The 19,026-nt window shown below is 70.8% G+C and carries 15 protein-coding genes and 1 tRNA gene; 10 read left to right on the plus strand and 6 right to left on the minus strand.

Annotation, left to right across the window (positions count from 1 at the left end):
• Window positions 1-272: 272 nt before the first annotated feature.
• The 4 genes from hisC (at window position 273) to cydD (ending at window position 7,800) form a co-directional block, all read left to right on the plus strand.
• On the plus strand, window positions 273-1,352 hold the full coding sequence (hisC, locus tag ACWC91_RS19095; RefSeq protein WP_225076410.1) for a histidinol-phosphate transaminase: 1,080 nt from the start codon (window positions 273-275) through the stop codon (window positions 1,350-1,352).
• Between the two features lie 357 nt (window positions 1,353-1,709).
• Window positions 1,710-3,218: a cytochrome ubiquinol oxidase subunit I gene (locus ACWC91_RS19100; RefSeq protein WP_225076409.1), complete on the plus strand. Its 1,509-nt coding sequence runs from the start codon at window positions 1,710-1,712 to the stop codon at window positions 3,216-3,218.
• A 20-nt stretch (window positions 3,219-3,238) separates the two neighbouring features.
• The gene (gene cydB, locus ACWC91_RS19105) at window positions 3,239-4,243 is read left to right on the plus strand and encodes a cytochrome d ubiquinol oxidase subunit II (RefSeq protein ID WP_225076408.1); all 1,005 of its coding nucleotides are present in this window, start codon (window positions 3,239-3,241) and stop codon (window positions 4,241-4,243) included.
• A 59-nt stretch (window positions 4,244-4,302) separates the two neighbouring features.
• A complete protein-coding gene (gene cydD / locus ACWC91_RS19110) occupies window positions 4,303-7,800 on the plus strand; it encodes a thiol reductant ABC exporter subunit CydD (RefSeq protein WP_450725981.1) in 3,498 nt (1,165 codons plus the stop codon).
• Window positions 7,801-7,839: 39 nt separating this feature from the next.
• Here cydD and ACWC91_RS19115 read toward each other — a convergent pair whose 3' ends face one another.
• The 4 genes from ACWC91_RS19115 to ACWC91_RS19130 form a co-directional block, all read right to left on the minus strand.
• A complete protein-coding gene (locus ACWC91_RS19115; protein WP_450642645.1) occupies window positions 7,840-8,748 on the minus strand; it encodes a Cof-type HAD-IIB family hydrolase in 909 nt (302 codons plus the stop codon).
• A gap of 67 nt (window positions 8,749-8,815) precedes the next feature.
• Window positions 8,816-9,718 (minus strand): LLM class flavin-dependent oxidoreductase, encoded by a 903-nt coding sequence (locus tag ACWC91_RS19120; protein ID WP_225076405.1) that lies wholly within the window; start codon window positions 9,716-9,718, stop codon window positions 8,816-8,818.
• A 79-nt stretch (window positions 9,719-9,797) separates the two neighbouring features.
• Window positions 9,798-10,346: an RNA 2'-phosphotransferase gene (locus ACWC91_RS19125; protein WP_225076404.1), complete on the minus strand. Its 549-nt coding sequence runs from the start codon at window positions 10,344-10,346 to the stop codon at window positions 9,798-9,800.
• A gap of 124 nt (window positions 10,347-10,470) precedes the next feature.
• Window positions 10,471-12,249 (minus strand): SDR family oxidoreductase, encoded by a 1,779-nt coding sequence (locus ACWC91_RS19130; RefSeq protein WP_450642648.1) that lies wholly within the window; start codon window positions 12,247-12,249, stop codon window positions 10,471-10,473.
• 253 nt (window positions 12,250-12,502) lie between these two features.
• Between ACWC91_RS19130 and ACWC91_RS19135 the strand changes: the two genes are divergently transcribed.
• From ACWC91_RS19135 to ACWC91_RS19160, 6 genes are all read left to right on the plus strand, one after another.
• Window positions 12,503-13,477, plus strand: coding sequence for an ABC transporter ATP-binding protein (locus ACWC91_RS19135; protein ID WP_450642647.1), 975 nt, complete (start codon window positions 12,503-12,505; stop codon window positions 13,475-13,477).
• Window positions 13,467-14,375 (plus strand): ABC transporter permease, encoded by a 909-nt coding sequence (locus tag ACWC91_RS19140; protein WP_225076403.1) that lies wholly within the window; start codon window positions 13,467-13,469, stop codon window positions 14,373-14,375. Before ACWC91_RS19135 ends, ACWC91_RS19140 begins: the two co-directional genes overlap by 11 nt.
• Complete coding sequence (locus ACWC91_RS19145) at window positions 14,372-15,283, plus strand: ABC transporter ATP-binding protein (protein WP_225076402.1); 912 nt, start codon at window positions 14,372-14,374, stop codon at window positions 15,281-15,283. Before ACWC91_RS19140 ends, ACWC91_RS19145 begins: the two co-directional genes overlap by 4 nt.
• A 10-nt stretch (window positions 15,284-15,293) precedes the next feature.
• Window positions 15,294-16,013, plus strand: coding sequence for an ABC transporter permease subunit (locus ACWC91_RS19150; RefSeq protein ID WP_225076401.1), 720 nt, complete (start codon window positions 15,294-15,296; stop codon window positions 16,011-16,013).
• Between the two features lie 100 nt (window positions 16,014-16,113).
• Window positions 16,114-16,353: an SGM_3592 family protein gene (locus ACWC91_RS19155; RefSeq protein ID WP_225076400.1), complete on the plus strand. Its 240-nt coding sequence runs from the start codon at window positions 16,114-16,116 to the stop codon at window positions 16,351-16,353.
• A 267-nt stretch (window positions 16,354-16,620) separates the two neighbouring features.
• A tRNA-OTHER gene (locus tag ACWC91_RS19160) sits at window positions 16,621-16,707 on the plus strand.
• Between the two features lie 14 nt (window positions 16,708-16,721).
• Here ACWC91_RS19160 and ACWC91_RS19165 read toward each other — a convergent pair.
• Together ACWC91_RS19165 and serS are read right to left on the minus strand one after the other, a co-directional pair.
• Window positions 16,722-17,534: an HAD family hydrolase gene (locus ACWC91_RS19165; protein ID WP_376501280.1), complete on the minus strand. Its 813-nt coding sequence runs from the start codon at window positions 17,532-17,534 to the stop codon at window positions 16,722-16,724.
• The gene (gene serS, locus ACWC91_RS19170; protein ID WP_141359911.1) at window positions 17,531-18,808 is read right to left on the minus strand and encodes a serine--tRNA ligase; all 1,278 of its coding nucleotides are present in this window, start codon (window positions 18,806-18,808) and stop codon (window positions 17,531-17,533) included. Before serS ends, ACWC91_RS19165 begins: the two co-directional genes overlap by 4 nt.
• Between the last annotated feature and the right edge of the window lie 218 nt (window positions 18,809-19,026).

Below are 19,026 nucleotides of genomic sequence, written 5' to 3' on the forward strand. Positions count from 1 at the left end.
ACGTATGGGCCTGCCGACCCCTCGATGTCTCGAAGAGGTCTCAACTCACCTTCACGAGGGATGCGCGCCACGGCGCAAGCCACCGGCGCATAGATATATGTGGCCGCGCCCCCCATTTCATACCCATTCATATGAAGACGCCCCGGATGTCGGTGTGGCGGACGAGGTCGGCCTCGCACACGAGTGATGGCTTCCGACCCATACGCAGCGGCGCCCAATCCTCATAAGGTGTGCAGTATTGGATGCCGGTGGTGGTCACGAGGAGGACTGCGGTGAGCGAGACAAGCCCGAAGCTGCGTGCCGAGCTGGAGGGTATCCCCACCTACAAGCCGGGGAAGCCGGCCGCGGCCGGCGGTCCGGTGGCGTACAAGCTGTCCTCGAACGAGAACCCCTACCCGCCGCTGCCGGGGGTCATGGAGAGGGTGACGGCGGCCGCCTCCTCCTTTAACCGCTACCCGGACATGGCGTGCACGGCCCTGACCGACGAGCTGGCCGAGCGCTTCGCCGTGCCGGCCTCGCACGTGGCCACGGGCACCGGTTCCGTCGGCGTCGCCCAGCAACTGATCCAGGCCACCAGCGGCCCCGGCGACGAGGTCATGTACGCCTGGCGGTCCTTCGAGGCATACCCGATCATCACGCAGATCAGCGGGGCGGCCTCCGTGCGGGTCCCGCTGACGCCGGGCGATGTGCACGACCTGGACGCGATGGCGGACGCGATCACCGAACGCACGCGTCTGATCTTCGTCTGCAACCCGAACAACCCGACCGGCACGGTGGTGCGGCGGGCCGAACTGGAGCGGTTCCTCGACCGTGTGCCCTCCGATGTGCTGGTGGTCCTGGACGAGGCCTACCGCGAGTTCATCCGCGATGCCGAGGTGCCGGACGGGGTGACGCTCTACCGCGACCGGCCGAACGTCTGCGTGCTGCGCACGTTCTCGAAGGCGTACGGCCTCGCCGGACTGCGCGTCGGCTTCGCCATCGCCCACGAGCCGGTGGCGGCGGCGCTGCGCAAGACGGCCGTGCCGTTCGGGGTGAGCCAGCTGGCGCAGGAGGCGGCGATCGCCTCGCTGCGCGCCGAGGACGAGCTGCTGGGCCGGGTCGGCTCCCTGGTGTGCGAGCGCACCCGTGTGGTCGACGCGCTGCGCTCCCAGGGCTGGACGGTGCCCGAGACGCACGCCAACTTCGTGTGGCTGCGGCTGGGGGAGCGGACGGTCTCCTTCGCCGAGGCCTGCGAGCGGGCCGGCGTGGTGGTCCGGCCGTTCGCGGGCGAGGGCGTGCGGGTCACCGTTGGGGAGACCGAGGCGAACGACATCTTTCTGAAGACGGCGGAGGCGTTCCGCAAGGAGGCCTGATCCGGTGCGGCCGGATCTGGTCCGGTAGGCCTGATGCGGTCAGGTCTGGTTCGGCAGGTCTGATGCGGTCAGGTCCTGGTTCGGCAGGTCTGGTCAGGTCTGATCCGCCTGAGCCGGCAGGCCTGACCCGGTCGGGCCCGAGCCGGCCCTCGGTCGGCCGAGGGCGTCGCGGCATTCGTGAGGAGGGGGGTCCCCCCAGAGCTTGGGGGGACCCCCCTTCGCTGTTCGAAAACAGGTGCGCCATAATTGCTTGTGAATGTGAACGCGTTCACAAGCGTGTCCGATTGTTGCCTGTTGTGCAGGGCACATCGGGATGAACCGCCACCGTGATCGCGGTGACGTAAGGAGAGTGACGACGTGAACCTGGCTTTGGCGCCGGAGACACTGGCGCGCTGGCAGTTCGGCATCACGACCGTCTACCACTTCCTGTTCGTTCCCCTGACGATCTCGCTGGCCGCCCTGACGGCCGGACTGCAGACCGCCTGGGTGCGCACGGAGAAGGAGAAGTACCTCAGGGCCACCAAGTTCTGGGGCAAGCTCTTCCTGATCAACATCGCCATGGGCGTGGTCACCGGCATCGTGCAGGAATTCCAGTTCGGCATGAACTGGTCGGACTACTCACGCTTCGTCGGTGACATCTTCGGTGCCCCGCTCGCCTTCGAGGCACTGATCGCGTTCTTCTTCGAGTCCACGTTCATCGGACTGTGGATCTTCGGCTGGGACAAGCTGCCCAAGAAGATCCACCTGGCCTGCATGTGGATGGTGTCGCTCGGCACGATTCTGTCGGCGTACTTCATCCTCGCGGCCAACTCGTGGATGCAGCACCCCGTCGGCTACCGGATCAACGAGGCCAAGGGGCGCGCCGAACTCACCGACTTCTGGGCGGTGCTGACCCAGAACACGGCGCTCAGCCAGGCCTTCCACACGCTCTCCGCCGCCTTCCTGACCGGTGGCGCCTTCATGGTCGGCATCGCCGCCTACCACCTCTCCCGCAAGAAGCACGTGCGCGAGATGAAGACCTCGCTGCGGCTCGGCCTGATCACGGTCGTCATCGCCGGCCTGCTCACCGCGGTCAGCGGTGACGTCCTCGGCAAGGTCATGTTCAAGCAGCAGCCGATGAAGATGGCCGCGGCCGAGGCGCTGTGGGACGGACAGGAACCGGCGCCGTTCTCGGTCTTCGCCTACGGCGATGTGGACAAGGGCCACAACACGGTGGCCATCGAGGTCCCCGGCCTGCTGTCCTTCCTGGCCAACGACGACTTCACCTCCTACGTCCCCGGCATCAACGACGTCAACAAGGCCGAGCAGGAGAAGTTCGGGCCCGGCGACTACCGGCCCAACATCCCCGTCGCCTACTGGGGATTCCGCTGGATGATCGGGTTCGGCATGGCGTCCTTCGCCATCGGCCTCGCGGGACTGTGGCTGACCCGCAAGAAGTTCCTGCTGCCGCAGCGTCTGCGGGTCGGTGACGACGAGGTGCCCCATCTGGTGCTGCTGCCGAACAAGGCACTCGGCCCGCGGCTGACCACCTGGTACTGGCGCATCGCGATCTGGACGCTGGCCTTCCCGCTGATCGCCAACTCCTGGGGCTGGATCTTCACCGAGATGGGCCGCCAGCCGTGGGTCGTCTACGGCGTGCTGCAGACCCGGCACGCGGTCTCCCCCGGTGTCTCCCAGGGCGAGGTCCTCACCTCGATGACCGTCTTCACGCTGCTCTACGCCGTTCTCGCCGTGATCGAGGTCAAGCTGCTGGTGAAGTACGTGAAGGGCGGCCCGCCCGAGCTCACGGAGGCCGACCTCAACCCGCCCACGAAGATCGGCGGCGACGAGCGTGACGCCGACAAGCCGATGGCCTTCTCGTACTAGGCCGAGGGAGCTGCACAGCCATGGAACTGCACGACGTCTGGTTCGTCCTCATCGCCGTCCTGTGGACCGGCTACTTCTTCCTGGAGGGCTTCGACTTCGGGGTCGGCATCCTCACCAAGCTGCTCGCCAGGAACCGGCCCGAGAAGCGGGTGCTGATCAACACCATCGGCCCGGTCTGGGACGGCAACGAGGTCTGGCTGCTCACGGCGGGCGGTGCCACCTTCGCCGCCTTCCCGGAGTGGTACGCCACGCTCTTCTCCGGCTTCTATCTGCCACTGCTCGTCATCCTGGTCTGCCTGATCGTGCGCGGAGTCGCCTTCGAGTACCGGGCCAAGCGGCCGGAGGAGAACTGGCAGCGCAACTGGGAGAACGCGATCTTCTGGAGCTCGCTGATCCCCGCCTTCCTGTGGGGTGTGGCCTTCGGCAACATCGTGCACGGGGTGAAGATCGACCGGAACCTCGAGTACGTCGGCGGTGTCGGAGACCTGCTCAACCCGTACGCACTCCTCGGCGGACTGGTCACCCTGACGCTGTTCACCTTCCACGGCACGGTGTTCACGGCCCTGAAGACCGTCGGTGACATCCGCGAGCGGGCGCGGAAGCTGGCTCTGCGCGTGGGGCTGGTGACGGCCGTGGCGGCGTTGGCGTTCCTGCTGTGGACCCAGGCCCACACGGGCAACGGCAGGAGCCTGGTAGCGCTTCTCGTGGCGGTGGTCACCCTGGTGTCCGCCCTCGTGGCGAACCAGGCGGGGCGTGAGGGCTGGGCGTTCGCGCTGTCGGGCGTCACCATCGTGGCCGCCGTGGCGATGATGTTCCTGTCGCTCTTCCCGAACGTCATGCCGTCCACGCTCAACGCGGACTGGAGCCTGACGGTCACCAATGCCTCGTCCAGCCCGTACACCCTGAAGATCATGACCTGGTGCGCCGGGATCGCCACGCCGATCATCCTGCTCTACCAGGGGTGGACCTACTGGGTGTTCCGCAAGCGGATCGGTACGCAGCACATCGCCGAACCCGCGCACTGAGTCCGGTGAGGGTGTGTTTCACGTGAAACACACCCTCGGGGCCGAAGGGCATGTTCTCCATGAAACCGATTGATCCGCGACTTCTGCGTCACGCCCGTGCCACCCGGCTCTTCCTGGGGGCCGTCGTCGGGCTGGGTGCCATCGGGGCATGCCTGGTCATCGCCCAGGCGATGCTCATCGCCGAGGTGGTGGTGGGCGCCTTCCAGCACCGGATGCCGGTCGCTGAACTCCGTACTCCCCTGCTGCTGTTGGCCGTCGTCGCCGGTGGGCGTGCGCTGGTCTCCTGGCTGACCGAGCTGGCTGCCCACCGGGCGAGCGCGGCGGTGAAGTCCGAGCTGCGCGGGCGGCTGCTGGAGCGCGCGGCGGCACTCGGCCCCGGCTGGCTGAGCGGGCAGCGCACGGGCTCGCTCGTGGCCCTGGCGACACGGGGTGTCGACGCCCTGGACGACTACTTCTCACGCTATCTGCCGCAGTTGGGGCTGGCCGTGGCCGTCCCGGTGGCGGTGCTCGCCCGGATCGTCACCGAGGACTGGGTCTCGGCGGCCATCATCGTCGCCACCCTGCCCCTCATCCCCGTCTTCATGATGCTGATCGGCTGGGCCACGCAGTCCCGCATGGACCGCCAGTGGCGGCTGCTGTCCCAGCTGTCGGGGCACTTCCTGGACGTCGTCGCGGGACTGCCGACCCTGAAGGTGTTCGGCAGGGCCAAGGCACAGGCGGAGTCGATCCGGCGCATCACCGGGGAGTACCGGCGGGCGACCATGCGCACGCTGCGGATCGCCTTCCTGTCCTCCTTCGCCCTGGAGCTGCTCGCCACGCTGTCGGTGGCGCTGGTCGCCGTGACGATCGGCATGCGGCTCGTGAGCGGCGACATGGACCTCTACATCGGGCTGGTCATCCTCGTGCTCGCGCCCGAGGCCTACCTCCCGCTGCGTCAGGTGGGCGCGCAGTACCACGCGGCGGCGGAGGGACTGGCGGCCGCCGAGGAGATCTTCGCCGTGCTGGAGACCCCGGTGCCGGAGTCCGGCACCGGGGCCGTGCCGGCCGGGGACCTGACCTTCGAGGACGTGAGCGTCCGCTTTCCCGGGCGGTCCGCGGACGCGGTGACGGACGTGTCCTTCTCGGTGCGGCCGGGGGAGACGGTCGCGCTTGTCGGGCCGAGCGGTGCGGGCAAGTCGACACTGCTGAACGTCCTGCTGGGGTTCGTGAAGCCCCGTGCGGGCCGGGTGCGCGTCGCGGAGGCCGATCTCGCCGACGTCGACCTGGAGCAGTGGCGCTCGCGCATCGCCTGGGTGCCGCAGCGGCCGCACCTGTACGCGGCAACGATCGCCGAGAACGTACGGCTCGCACGGCCCGACGCGGACGACGCCGCCGTACACGGGGCGCTGGCCGACGCCGGTGCGCTGGAGTTCGTGGACGCGCTGCCGGAGGGACTGGACACCCGGCTCGGAGAGGACGGGACCGGGCTCTCCGCCGGGCAGCGGCAGCGGCTCGCGCTCGCCCGGGCCTTCCTCGCCGACCGTCCCGTCCTGCTGCTCGACGAACCGACGGCCGCCCTGGACGGAGCGACCGAGGCGGAGGTCGTGGACGCGGTGCGGCGGCTGTCCGCGGGCCGGACGGTGCTCCTGGTGGTGCACCGGCCCGCGCTGCTGGACGTGGCGGACCGGGTCGTGCGTCTCGACGGGACGGAGGCCCCCGGGCCGGCGCCGGCCGTGGCCCGCACCGCCGAGGCACGCCCCGTGCGAACGGCGGAGCCCGGACCGGTCGCGGCTCCGGCCGAACCCGGGACCGAGGCCGCCACCGTCGCGCGCGGCGTCCTCGCCCGGGTGCGGGCGATGTCCGGCCCCCGGCGCGGCCGACTCGCCCTCGCCCTGCTGCTGGGCAGCCTGGCACTCGGCAGCGCGGTCGGGCTGATGGCGACCTCCGGGTGGCTCATCTCGCGGGCGTCCCAGCAGCCACCCGTGCTCTACCTGATGGTGGCCGTCACTGCGACCAGGGCCTTCGGTATCGGGCGTGCGGTCTTCCGGTACGCGGAGCGGCTGGTCTCGCACGACGCGGTGCTGCGGATGCTCGCCGACACCCGGGTGGCCGTCTACCGGAGGCTGGAGCGGCTGGCGCCCGCCGGGCTGCGCCGGATGCGCCGCGGCGACCTGCTGACACGGCTCGTCGCCGACGTGGACGCGCTCCAGGACTACTGGCTGCGCTGGCTGCTGCCCGCCGGCGCGGCGCTGACCGTGTCCGCCGCCTCCGTCGCCTTCACGGCCTGGCTGCTGCCGGAGGCCGGGGCGGTGCTCGCGGCCGGCCTGCTCGCGGCCGGGGCCGGCGTCCCGCTGGTCACCGTGGCCGTGGCCCGGCGCGCCGAGCGCCGACTCGCCCCGGCGCGCGGCGCCCTCGCCACCCGCGTGACCGAACTGCTCACCGGAACCGCCGAACTGACCGTCGCGGGCGCCCTGCCCGCCCGAATCACCGAGACCCGGCGGGCCGACCGGCTGCTCACCCGGATCGCCTCGCGCGCCGCCACCGCCACCGCGCTCGGCGACGGGCTCACCGCGCTGATCTCCGGACTGACCGTCGCGGCGACCGCCCTCGTCGGCGCTCAGGCGGTCGCCGACGGGCGGCTCGGCGGCGTGACCATGGCGGTCGTCGTCCTCACCCCGCTGGCCGCCTTCGAAGCCGTCCTCGGCATGCCGCTCGCCGTGCGCTACCGGCACCGGGTACACCGCAGCGCGGAGCGGGTGTACGAGGTCCTCGACGCCCCCGAGCCCGTCCGTGAACCGGAGCGGCCCCGGCCGGCGCCCGCCTCGCCGTTCCCGCTCGCCGTCAGGAACCTGACGGCGCGGTACGCGGGGCAGGAGCGGGCGGCGCTCGCCGGACTCGACCTGACGTTTCAGCAGGGCCGCAGGGTCGCCGTGGTCGGGCCGTCCGGCTCCGGCAAGACGACGCTCGCCCAGGTGCTGCTGCGCTTCCTCGACGCGGAGACGGGCACGTACACCCTCGGCGGCGTCGACGCCCACGCTATGGACGGCGACGACGTACGGCGGCTGGTCGGGCTGTGCGCCCAGGACGCGCATCTCTTCGACAGCTCGGTCCGCGAGAACCTGCTGCTCGCGAAGAAGGACGCGACCGAGGCCGAACTGCGGGACGCCCTCGCTCGGGCCCGGCTGCTCGGCTGGGTCGACGCCCTGCCCGACGGACTCGACACACTTGTCGGCGAGCACGGTGCCCGGCTGTCGGGCGGACAGCGTCAGCGGCTGGCCCTGGCCCGTGCCCTGCTCGCCGACTTCCCGGTGCTGGTGCTCGACGAACCCGCCGAACACCTCGACCTGGCGACCGCCGACGCGCTCACCGCCGATCTGCTGGCCGCCACCGAGGGCCGTACGACCCTGCTCATCACCCACCGCCTGGCCGGGCTGGCGGCCGTGGACGAGGTGATCGTCCTCGACGAGGGGCGCGTCGTCCAGCGGGGACCGTACGCGGAACTGGCCGCGCTGCCGGGACCGCTGCGGCGGATGGTCGAACGGGAGACGCAGACGGAGCTGCTGGTGGGCGCGCGGTAGCGGCCCGTTCACGGGCCGCCCCCGGGGGCGGCCCGCCCGCTACGGCAGCTCCCCCAGCAGTCGCTCGATGACGACCGCGACCCCGTCCTCTTGGTTGGCGACCGTCCGTCCGGACGCCGCGGCGATCGCGGCGGGGTGCGCGTTGCCCATGGCGTAGGACCGGCCGGCCCAGGTGAGCATCTCGACGTCGTTCGGCATGTCGCCGAAGGCGACGACCTCGTCCTGCGAGATGCCGCGCTCGGCACAGCACAGGGCCAGAGTGCTCGCCTTGGAGACGTCCGGACCGCTGATCTCCAGCAGGGCACTGGGGCTGGACCGGGTGATGCTGACGTGCTCGCCGGCGGCGAGGCGGGCGACGGTGAGGAAGGCGTCGGGGTGCAGCGTGGGGTGGTAGGCGAGGATCTTCAGGATCGGCTGACCGGCTCCGACTCCGTCCGGGGCCAGCAGTTCCTCGGCCGGCGCGAGGACGTCGGGTATCTCCATGTGCAGCTTCGGATATACGGGCTCCTGATGGAAACCGTAGGTCTGCTCGACCGCGTACACCGTGCCCGGTGCCGCCTCGCGCACCAGCCGTACGGCCTCCAGCGCGTTCTCCCGGGCCAGCTCCCGCACCTTCACGAAGCGGTGGGCGCCGGGACCGCCGTGCAGGTCGACCACGGCGGCGCCGTTGCCGCAGATCGCCAGACCGTGTCCGTGCACATGGTCGCTGACCACGTCCATCCAGCGGGCCGGGCGGCCGGTGACGAAGAAGACCTCGATGCCCGCCTCCTCGGCCGCCGCCAGGGCGGCGATCGTGCGCGGGGAGACCGACTTGTCGTCGCGCAGCAGGGTGCCGTCGAGATCGGTGGCGATCAGCCGAGGCGGAACGCCGGGGGTGCCCCCCGGCTCGAACGAGGTCGAGAGCTGGGATGAGGCCGGGGTCTCGGGCCGTCGAGTCGCTGAGGTCACCGCGTCATTGTCGTCTATATGTCCGCACGATCGTGCGAGAGTTCGCACATCTGAGGGGTTGCCTCGGTCACGTCAGCTGGGAGGGCGCTTCCATGGCGATCCGCTCGAAGACCTTCTGGTCCGCGGCGAAGTCCGAGCCGGGGATCGGCCAGTGGATCACGATCTCGGTGAAACCCAGCTCCTGGTGGCGGCCCGCGAAGTCGACGAACGCGTCGAGGGACTCGAGCGGGCGACCGCGGTCGGGGGTGAATCCGGTGAGCAGGACCTTGTCGAGCGCGGAGGCGTCACGGCCCGCCGCGGCACACGCGTCCGCGAGCTTCTCGGTCTGGGTGCGAATGGCTTGAACGGACTGCTCCGGCGTGCCGTTCTCGTACAGCTTCGGGTCGCCCGTGGTCACCCAGGCCTGCCCGTACCGAGCGGCGAGCCGCAGCCCGCGCGGCCCGGTCGCGGCCACGGCGAACGGCAGCCGGGGCCGCTGCACACACCCGGGGATGTTGCGCGCCTCGTGCGCCGAGTAGAAGTCGCCCTCGTACGACACCGCGTCCTCGGTCAGCAGCCGGTCGAGCAGCGGGACGAACTCGGCGAAGCGGTCGGCCCGCTCCCGCGGCGTCCATGACTCCTGCCCCAGCGCGGTGGCGTCGAAGCCGGTGCCGCCCGCGCCGATGCCGAGGGTGATCCGGCCCCCGGAGATGTCGTCGAGGGAGATCAGCTCCTTGGCGAGGGTGACCGGGTGCCGGAAGTTCGGCGAGGTCACCAGGGTTCCCAGCCGCATCCGGTCCGTCGCGGCCGCGGCGGCGGTCAGCGTCGGGACGGCCCCGAACCACGGGCCGTCCCGGAAGCTGCGCCAGGACAGGTGGTCGTAGGTGTAGGCGGCGTGGAAGCCGAGCTGTTCGGCACGCATCCATGCCGAACGGCCGCCCTCGTGCCAGCGGCGGTACGGAAGGATCACGGTGCTCAGGCGCAGACTCATGGACCCGAGCCTAAACACCCGTGGCTGTTTCACGTGAAACGGTCACCCCAGCAGGCCGCCGGCGATGGACTGAAGTGGATCAGTGGGACTCGGAAAACCGCAGGTACCGGGGTGGTACGGACTGTGTCAGCCACACACCGTTGGCACTGACATGGAAGACATGGCCGTCGCGGTGCATGGCGGCCGCGTCCACCACGAGGACGACCGGGCGACCGCGTCGGGCGCCGACCCGGGTCGCGGTCTCGCGGTCGGGCGAGAGATGCACGTCATGCCTGTTCATGGGCCGCAGCCCCTCGCTGCGGATGGCCTCAAGGTTGCGGGCCACGGTGCCGTGGTAGAGGTACGGCGGCGGTGTCGCGGCCGGCAGTCCGAGGTCGACCCCGATGCTGTGCCCCTGACTGGCGCGAATGCGGCTGCCCTCGATCGCGAAGCGCCGCTTGTCGTTGGTGGCGACCACGTGGTCCAGTTCCTCACGGCTGAACCGGAAGCCGTTCGCGGCCGCCGCCCTGATCAGCGCGTCGATCTCGACCCAGCCACCCTCGTCGAGCGTGAGCCCGATCCTCTCGGGCTGGTGGCGAAGGTGCTTGGCGAGGTACTTCGACACCTTCACGGTGCGTCTTTCGTCCATGCCATCAGCCTGCCGGGAGAGACGCGGATCACGCAGGTCAATTTCGCCCGGGAGGTTTGATCCACAGCCAAGTGATGTTGTCCACAGGCAAGAGGCGCGAAGCTGTGGACAACTGGTCTCCGATTCAGGGGTGTTGGCCCGGATCCGCGGCACCCAGCGGCGGTTTCGTCCGTGCGAGCCGGCGCCGCGTCCGCGGGGTGAAGCGGGACATCGCGCGGAGGAGACGGGCCTCCGGCGTCACCGGTACCACCGCCTCGTCGCGCACGACCGCGCGCAGGATCGCGTCGGCCACCTTCTCCGGCGGGTAGCCGCGCAGTCCGTACAGGCGGGCCGCGCGCCGCCGCCGGCGCTTCTCCTCCTCCGCGGGGACGCCCGCGAAGTGCGCCGTGGACGTGATGGCGGTGTCGACGAAACCGGGACAGACCGCGGTGACGCCGATCCCCTGCCCGGCCAGCTCCGCGCGCAGGCACTCGCTCAGCATCAGCACCGCCGCCTTGGAGGTGCTGTAGGCGGGCAGGGCCTTCGAGGGCTGGTACGCCGCCGCGGACGCAGTGTTGACGATGTGGCCGCCCTGCCCCCGCTCGGCCATCCGCTTCCCGAACAGCCGGCAGCCGTGGATCACTCCCCACAGATTGACGTCGAGGACCTTCCTCCAGTCCTCGGTGGTGTGGTCGAAGAACGAGCCGGACAGGCCGATGCCCGCGTTGTTCACCAGGACATCCACCACGCCGTACTCGGCGTCGGCCTTCTCGGCCAGCTTCTCCATGGCCTGCTCGTCGGAGACGTCCACCGCCTCGGCCCAGGCGGCCGGCGCCCCGAGCAGCCGCGACTGCTCGGCGGTGCGGGCCGCGGCCTCGGCGTTCCGGTCGACGGCCACCACCCGCGCGCCGGCCTGGGCGAAGGCGTACGCCGTGGCCCGTCCGATGCCGCTGCCCGCGCCGGTGACCAGCACGAGCTGCCCGGCGAAGCGGTCGGCGTGCTTCCCGGTGGCGGCCGGCCGTGGCTCCCCGTCCTCGGTGGCCGTGACGAACTGGGTGATCCAGGCCGCCAGCTGGTCGGGCCGGGTGCGCGGGATCCAGTGCCCGGCGGGGATCGTGCGGCGCACCAGGCCGGGTGCCCACCGCTCCAGGTCGTCGTACAGGCTCTCCGAGAGGAAGGCGTCGTCGAGGGGGGTGATGAGCTGCACCGGCGCGTGCGCGTGGGCGTCCGCCCGTGGTCTGCGGAGCCGGGCCCGCACGTTGTCCCGGTACAGCCAGGCGCCGTGTGCCGCGTCCCGAGGCAGCGACGAGGTCGGGTAGTCGTCGCCGGGGACCTTCTCGACACGCCTCAGAATGCCCGGCCAGCGCCTGCCGAGCGGGCCGCGCCAGGCCAGCTCGGGAAGCCTGGGCGTGTGCAGCAGGTACACGTACCAGGACCTGGCGCCCTGGCCGAGGAGCTGGTCCACCCGGCGCGGGGTGGGGTGCTTGACGCGCTCGGCGATCCAGTGGCCGAAGTGGTCGAGGGACGGCCCGGACACCGATGTGAAGGAGGCGATCCGGCCCTCGGTGCGCCGGACGCTGACGAACTCCCAGGACTGCACCGAGCCCCAGTCGTGCCCCACCAGGTGCACCGGCCTCCCGGGGCTCACCGCGTCCGCGACCGCCAGGAAGTCGTCGGTCAGCTTGTCGAGGGTGAAGCCCCCGCGCAGGGGCCGCGGCGCGGTGGAGCGGCCGTGGCCGCGGACGTCGTAGAGCACGACGTGGAAGCGGTCGGCGAGGCGCTCGGCGACCTCCGACCAGACCTCCTTGCTGTCCGGGTAGCCGTGCACCAGGACGACCGTGGGCCGCTGCGCGTCGCCCAGTTCGGCCACGCACAGTTCGACTCCGCCCGTGCGCACCCGGCGTTCCCGCGCGCCCTTCAGCATCGTCACTTCTCCTCCGCTCTCCTCCACCGAGGCCGGTTACGGCTGCCGAACGTGCCTGTACCGTGACGCCGGCGACTGTGGCAGTTGTTAGACCGATCGTCAACAGTGCGGTCCGGATGCCGGAACTCCGCATGCCGCCCGGCCCGCAGGGGTCCGACCCCTAAGGTCCCCGTAATACTCGAGGCGGACTCCAAGACGGCTCTGGGGTCTGACGACCGGCGTGGTCCGGATCACTACCGTCGAAGACGTGACTGTGATCGCGACCGAAAGCCTGAGCAAGCGGTTCCCACGGGTAACCGCGCTTGACCGGCTCTCCGTGGACGTCGGACCGGGTGTGACCGGACTCGTCGGCGCCAACGGAGCCGGCAAGTCCACACTCATCAAGATCCTGCTGGGTCTGTCCCCCGCCACCGAGGGCCGCGCCGAGGTGCTCGGCCTCGACGTCGCCACCGAGGGCGCCGCCATCCGTGAGCGCGTCGGCTACATGCCGGAGCACGACTGCCTGCCGCCCGACGTCTCGGCCACCGAGTTCGTCGTCCACATGGCGCGCATGTCCGGCCTGCCCCCGACCGCCGCCCGCGAGCGCACCGCTGACACCCTGCGCCACGTCGGCCTGTACGAGGAGCGCTACCGCCCCATCGGCGGCTACTCCACCGGTATGAAGCAGCGCGTGAAGCTCGCCCAGGCCCTGGTGCACGATCCGCAGCTGGTCTTCCTCGACGAGCCGACCAACGGCCTCGACCCGGTCGGCCGTGACGACATGCTCGGCCTGATCCGGCGCAGCCACACCGACTTCGGCATCTCCGTCCTGGTCACCTCCCACCTGCTGGGTGAACTGGAGCGCACCTGCGACCACGTCGTCGTCATCGACGGCGGCAAGCTCCTGCGCTCCAGCTCCACCACCGACTTCACCCAGACCACGACCACCCTCGCCATCGAGGTCACCGACAGCGACGAGTACCCGGACGGCACCCGCGCCGTGCGCGACGCGCTCCACGCGCGCGGGGTGGAGACCCAGGACGGCACCGGCCTGCCGGGCGCGGGACACGTCCTGCTGCTCACCGCCCAGGGCGAGGAGACGTACGACCTGGTGCGGGACGTGATCGCGGACCTCGGCCTGGGCCTCGTGCGCATGGAGCAGCGACGGCACCACATCTCGGAGGTCTTCCGGGACAGCGACGAACAGCGCGACGCACAGGGGAAGGAGGCGGTCGGCCATGGCGGTTGAACCCACCGCGGCAGTGCCCACGGGTGACCAGACCCGCATCCACAACATCGGTTACCGCAGCTACGACGGCCCCCGACTCGGCCGCGCCTACGCCCGCCGGTCGCTGTACTCGCAGTCCCTGCGCGGCGCCTACGGCCTCGGCCGCTCGGTGAAGTCCAAGGTGCTGCCGATGCTGCTGTTCGTGGTGATGTGCGTGCCCGCGGCCATCATGGTCGCCGTCGCGGTCGCCACCAAGGCCAAGGGCCTGCCCATCGAGTACACGCGCTACGCCATCATCATGCAGGGCGTCATCAGCCTGTACGTCGCCTCGCAGGCACCCCAGTCCGTCTCGCGCGACCTGCGCTTCAAGACCGTGCCGCTGTACTTCTCACGGCCCATCGAGACCGCCGACTACGTGCGCGCCAAGTACGCGGCACTGGCCTCCGCGCTGTTCATCCTGACCGCTGCCCCGCTGCTCGTGCTCTACGTGGGCGCGCTGCTGGCCAAGATGGACTTCGCCGACCAGACCAAGGGATTCGCCCAGGGGGTCGTCTCCGTGGCACTGCTCTCACTGCTCTTCGCCGGCATCGGCCTCGTCATCGCCGCCGTCACCCCGCGCCGCGGCTTCGGCATCGCCGCCGTGATCGCCGTACTGGTCATCTCCTACGGCGCCGTCTCCACCCTTCAGGCCATCGCGGAGGCCCGGAACAACTCCGGCGCCATCCCCTGGATCGGCCTGTTCTCACCGGTCACCCTCGTCGACGGCGTGCAGACCGCCTTCCTCGGCGCGACCTCCTCGGCACCCGGCGCCGCCGGCCCGGGCAGCGGACAGGGCGTCGTCTACGTCCTCGTCGTCCTCGGCCTCATCGCCGCCGCATACGGCCTCCTGGTGCGCCGCTACAAGAAGGTGGGACTGTGACGACCCTCAGCATCGACCACGTCTCCCGCTGGTTCGGCAACGTGGTCGCCGTCAACGACATCACCATGACGATCGGCCCCGGCGTCACCGGCCTGCTCGGCCCCAACGGCGCCGGAAAGTCCACGCTGATCAACATGATGGCCGGCTTCCTCGCCCCCTCCACCGGCACGGTCACCCTCGACGGGCAGCCGGTGTGGCGCAACGAGAAGATCTACCGGCACATCGGCATCGTCCCCGAGCGGGAGGCGATGTACGACTTCCTCACCGGCCGCGAGTTCGTCGTCGCCAACGCCGAACTGCACGGTCTGGGCGACAAGGCCGCCCAGAAGGCCCTCGCCACCGTCGAGATGGAGTACGCGCAGGACCGGAAGATCTCCACCTACTCCAAGGGCATGCGCCAGCGCGTCAAGATGGCCTCCGCGCTGGTCCACGGCCCCTCGCTGCTCCTGCTCGACGAGCCGTTCAACGGCATGGACCCGCGCCAGCGCATGCAGCTGATGGACCTGCTGCGGCGCATGGGCGACGAGGGCCGCACCGTGCTGTTCTCCTCCCACATCCTGGAGGAGGTCGAACAGCTCGCCTGGCACATCGAGGTCGTCGTCGCCGGACGGCACGCCGCCAGCGGCGACTTCCGAAGGATCCGCCGCCTGATGACCGACCGGCCGCACCGCTACCTGGTGCGCTCCAGCGACGACCGTGCCCTGGCGGCCGCGCTGATCGCCGATCCGTCGACGTCCGGCATCGAGGTCGACCTCGCCGAGGGCGCGCTGCGCGTCCAGGCCGTCGACTTCGGCCGGTTCACGACCCTGCTGCCGCGGGTGGCCCGGGACCACGGCATCCGGCTGCACACGGTCTCGCCCTCCGACGAGTCCCTCGAGTCCGTCTTCTCGTATCTGGTCGCGGCGTAGGAGGCCGAAGATGTACGACCCCACAGTCGCCCGGCTCACCTACCGGGCCCTGCTCGGCCGCCGTCGGGCCCTCATCCTCGGCGCGCTGCCGCTGCTGCTCATCGTGATCGCCGCGGCCGTCCGCGCTCTCGCCGGAGCCGACGACCAGACCGCGGTGAACGTCCTGGGCGGGTTCGCGCTCGCCACCATGGTGCCGATCATCGGCGTCATCGCCGGCACCGGAGCGATCGGGCCGGAGATCGACGACGGCTCGGTGGTGTACCTGCTGTCCAAGCCGCTCAAGCGGTCGACGATCATCTTCACCAAGCTGATCGTGGCGATCGCGGTGACCATGGTCTTCTCCGCGGTGCCGACGCTGGTCGCCGGACTGATCCTCAACGGCAACGGGCAGCAGATCGCCGTCGCCTACACCGTGGCCGCGCTGGTCGCCTCCATCGCCTACGCGGCCCTCTTCCTCCTGCTGGGCACGGTCTCCCGGCACGCGGTGGTCTTCGGGCTCGTCTACGCGCTGGTCTGGGAGGCGCTGTTCGGCTCCCTGGTGCCCGGGGCGCGCACGCTGAGCATCCAGCAGTGGGCGCTGGCCGTGGCGCACAAGGTCGCCGGCGGCGACATGGTCACCTCCGACGTCGGGCTCCCGACGGCGACGGTGCTGCTGGTGGTGGTGACCGTCCTGGCCACCTGGTACGCCGGGCAGAAACTGCGGTCGCTGACCCTCGCCGGCGAGGAGTGAGGCATCCGTTCGGGGCCGGGCGGTCCCGCCCGGCCTTGACGGAGGCTTCACCTTCACCCGGGCACACTGGGCAAAGCGGATGAAGCGGCAGGAGGGCGTGATGACGGGCGAAGTGCCGGAGAGCGAGGGCCGGGGGACGACCGGGGACACGTGGGACGACGTCGTCCTGGACGCCGACTTCATACGCGCCGCCGGGACCGCCGAGCCGTCCGGCCGGGCACGGATGCTCGCCGCGCGCTGGCGGCGCGAGGAGCCCGAGCCCCAGCCGTGGCGCTCCGACGAGCCGCCCGCCGGATGGTTCTTCAGCAAGGCCCGCCGGCGTCGGTGGCGGCGGCGGTGAAGAGCCCCGGGACGTCCGGTAATTCGGTGGCGTCGAAGTCGTCGTAGCGGCACAGTGGTGGTGTTCACCGCGCCGGACCGCATCGGCGCCACGTTCTGGGAGAGGAGCTGGGCGATGTCGATGCACGGCAGTACGCCGAGCTCCCGACAGGGCAGCCCGCGGCGGGCTCCGGAGTAACTACCGGCTCCGTCGAGCCCGCCTCGCACGGGGAGCTGCCCGGGGCGGCCGCTTCGAGCACGCGAATCCCTTCGCGTGGGCCGCCCACCCGGAGGATTGGCCGAGTGGCAAGGCACCGGCTTGGTTCAAGCCGCGGTCGGGGTCACCCCCGCGCACGTTCGATCCGTGCATCCTCCGCAGAGACCGAGGGCTCAGCCCGCCAGCTTCTCCAACAGCACCGCGATGCCGTCCTCGTCGTTCGAGGCCGTCACCTCGTCGGCGACCGCCTTCAGCTCCTCGTGGGCGTTGGCCATCGCCACGCCGCGGGACGCCCAGGAGAACATCGGGACGTCGTTGGGCATGTCGCCGAAGGCGATGGCGTCCGCCGCCTTCAGGCCCAGCCGCCGCGCGGCCAGCGAGAGCCCCGTGGCCTTCGACAGCCCCAGCGGCAGCAGCTCGACGATGCCCTCGCCGGCCATGGTCACCGAGACGAAACCACCGGCGGTCCGGCGGGCCACGTCGGCCAGTTCGTCGTCCGAGAGGTCCGGGTGCTGGACGTAGATCTTGTTGAGTGGCGCGCTCCACAGGTCCGCGACGTCCGTGAACGGCGTCGCCGGAAGCGGGCCGGCGACCGCGTAGCCGGGACCGACCAGCACCTCGCCGTCCAGACCGTCGCGGCTGGCCGCCAGGTACAGCGGACCGACCTCCGCCTCGATCTTCGCCAGGGCCACCGCCGCCAGTTGCCGGTCCAGGGTCACCGAGGTCAGCAGGCGGTGCTCCCCGGCGTCGTACACCTGGGCGCCCTGGCCGCAGACCGCGAGGCCCCGGTAGCCGAGGTCGTCGAGGACGTGCCGGGTCCAGGGCACCGCGCGGCCGGTGACGACCAGGTGCGCGGCACCCGCCGCGGTGGCGGCGGCGAGCGCCTCACGGGTGCGCTCCGAGACCGACCCGTCGGAGCGCAGGAGCGTCCCGTCGAGGTCGGTCGCGATCAGCTTGTAGGGGAACGGCCCGGCGGCGGGTCTCACTTGGCCACCGGCTCCAGGACCTCTCGGCCGCCGAGGTAGGGACGCAGCACTTCCGGCACCCGCACGGAGCCGTCGGCCTGCTGGTGGTTCTCCAGGATCGCGACGATCGTGCGCGGGACGGCGCACAGCGTGCCGTTGAGCGTCGCCAGCGGGCGGACCGCCTTGCCGTCACGGAAGCGGATCTGGAGCCGGCGGGACTGGAACTCGGTGCAGTCCGAGGTCGAGGTCAGCTCGCGGTACTTGTCCTGGGTCGGGACCCACGCCTCGCAGTCGAACTTGCGCGAGGCCGAGGCGCCCAGGTCGCCCGAGGCTACGTCGATCACGCGGAACGGCAGCTCCAGCGAGGTCAGCCACTGCTTCTCCCACTCCAGCAGCCGGCGGTGCTCCTCCTGCGACTCCTCGGGGGTGACGTAGGAGAACATCTCGACCTTGTCGAACTGGTGGACGCGGAAGATGCCCTTGGTGTCCTTGCCGTGCGAGCCGGCCTCGCGGCGGAAGCACGGCGAGAACCCGGCGTACCGCAGCGGCAGGCGGTCGGCGTCGATGATCTCGTCCATGTGGTACGCCGCCAGCGGCACCTCGGAGGTGCCGACCAGGTACAGGTCGTCCTTGTCGAGGTGGTAGACGTCCTGGGCCGCCTGGCCGAGGAAGCCCGTGCCCGCCATCGACTGGGGGCGGACCAGCGCGGGGGTCAGCATCGGCGTGAAGCCGGCCGCGGTGGCCTGGGCGATCGCCGCGTTCACCAGCGCCAGCTCCAGCAGGGCGCCGACACCGGTGAGGAAGTAGAAGCGCGAGCCGGAGACCTTCGCGCCGCGCTCCACGTCGATCGCGCCGAGGAGCTGGCCGAGCTCCAGGTGGTCCTTGGGCTCGAAGCCCTCGGCGGCGAAGTCGCGGATCGTGCCGTGCGTCTCCAGCGTGACGAAGTCCTCCTCGCCGCCGACGGGCACGTCGGGGTGGATGAGGTTGCCGAGCCGGAGGAGGAGCTCCTGGGTCTCGGCGTCGGCCGCGTCGCGCTCGGCGTCGGCGGTCTTGACGTCGGCGGCGAGCCCGCTCGCACGCTTCAGCAGCTCGGCCTTCTCGTCACCGGAGGCCTTGGGGATGAGCTTGCCCAGCGCCTTCTGCTCGGCGCGCAGCTCGTCGAAGCGGACGCCGGACGACCTGCGCCGCTCGTCGGCAGACAGGAGGGCGTCGACGAGCGCGACGTCCTCTCCACGGGCACGCTGCGAGGCGCGCACACGGTCGGGGTCCTCACGGAGCAGACGAAGGTCAATCACGCGGTCAAGGCTACCGGTGCGACGTTCCACCCCACGACCCAGTATTCCGAACCATGCCTTACGTACCGTTATGGAGGAATTGCTTCCGGTGTCAATGGGGCAGACCCCGCCTCCCTGGAACGAGGCAGCCCGTGGGTGCCGGGTTGACCTGATTCCCTTGTGCGGAAGGGGACTTGAAGTCGGGTTGTCCACAGGAATCCACACCCCCTGGAGAGTTA

This window comes from Streptomyces sp. NPDC001204, assembly GCF_053598035.1.

What these genes read in the sequence shown, in the direction of transcription:
- cydB (WP_225076408.1), top strand. Translation starts at nt 3,239, where the DNA reads ATGGAACTGCACGACGTCTGGTTCGTCCTCATCGCCGTCCTGTGGACC.
- cydD (WP_450725981.1), top strand. Translation starts at nt 4,303, where the DNA reads ATGAAACCGATTGATCCGCGACTTCTGCGTCACGCCCGTGCCACCCGG.
- ACWC91_RS19120 (WP_225076405.1), bottom strand. Translation starts at nt 9,718, where the DNA reads ATGAGTCTGCGCCTGAGCACCGTGATCCTTCCGTACCGCCGCTGGCAC.
- ACWC91_RS19125 (WP_225076404.1), bottom strand. Translation starts at nt 10,346, where the DNA reads ATGGACGAAAGACGCACCGTGAAGGTGTCGAAGTACCTCGCCAAGCAC.
- ACWC91_RS19130 (WP_450642648.1), bottom strand. Translation starts at nt 12,249, where the DNA reads ATGCTGAAGGGCGCGCGGGAACGCCGGGTGCGCACGGGCGGAGTCGAA.
- ACWC91_RS19140 (WP_225076403.1), top strand. Translation starts at nt 13,467, where the DNA reads ATGGCGGTTGAACCCACCGCGGCAGTGCCCACGGGTGACCAGACCCGC.
- ACWC91_RS19150 (WP_225076401.1), top strand. Translation starts at nt 15,294, where the DNA reads ATGTACGACCCCACAGTCGCCCGGCTCACCTACCGGGCCCTGCTCGGC.
- ACWC91_RS19155 (WP_225076400.1), top strand. Translation starts at nt 16,114, where the DNA reads ATGACGGGCGAAGTGCCGGAGAGCGAGGGCCGGGGGACGACCGGGGAC.